Origin of the sequence: Bowmanella yangjiangensis (assembly GCF_017255015.1) — a bacterium.
In the GTDB taxonomy this organism is placed as follows: Bacteria; Pseudomonadota; Gammaproteobacteria; order Enterobacterales; family Alteromonadaceae; genus Bowmanella; species Bowmanella yangjiangensis.
In genome coordinates this window covers 1-393 of the sequence record NZ_JAFKCS010000671.1, presented here as the reverse complement: position 1 = coordinate 393, position 393 = coordinate 1, and the positions used below count along the sequence as shown (strand labels likewise).

The window sequence follows — 393 nt, the reverse complement described above, 5'->3', positions numbered from 1 at the left end:
ACGTCAGCTCCAGCAGCAACGCCAAGCTGGACTCCTACTGGTTGCACAACGCGATGGTCGGTTACAAGGTCAACGACAACGTCGACCTGCAGCTGAACCTCAACAACCTGTTCGACGAAGACTACGTGGAGCGCGTTCGCCAGACGCCGGGCACCGGTGCCCGTTCCTCGGCCATCGAGTACGGCGACGGCCGTTCGGCGATCCTCTCGGCGACCTACAGCTTCTGAGCCCGCCTGCGGCGTGCCGGCAGGTACGCCCGATTGTCCAACGCCCCGGCTGGTCCGGGGCGTTGGCGTTTATGCAGGTTGGCGTGTCGGGTGCCACCACGCGGAAGCGGGGCGCGGGCTGGACTTTGCCGTCGTCCGTCTTATGCTGCGTGGATGAAGCGAATAC

The 393-nt window shown here is 64.6% G+C and carries 1 pseudogene; it reads left to right on the top strand.

The annotated features are described in order from the left end of the window. Positions 1–227, top strand: a pseudogene (locus J0A65_RS26195) (hypothetical protein); the annotation flags it as partial. Positions 228–393: the final 166 nt, after the last annotated feature.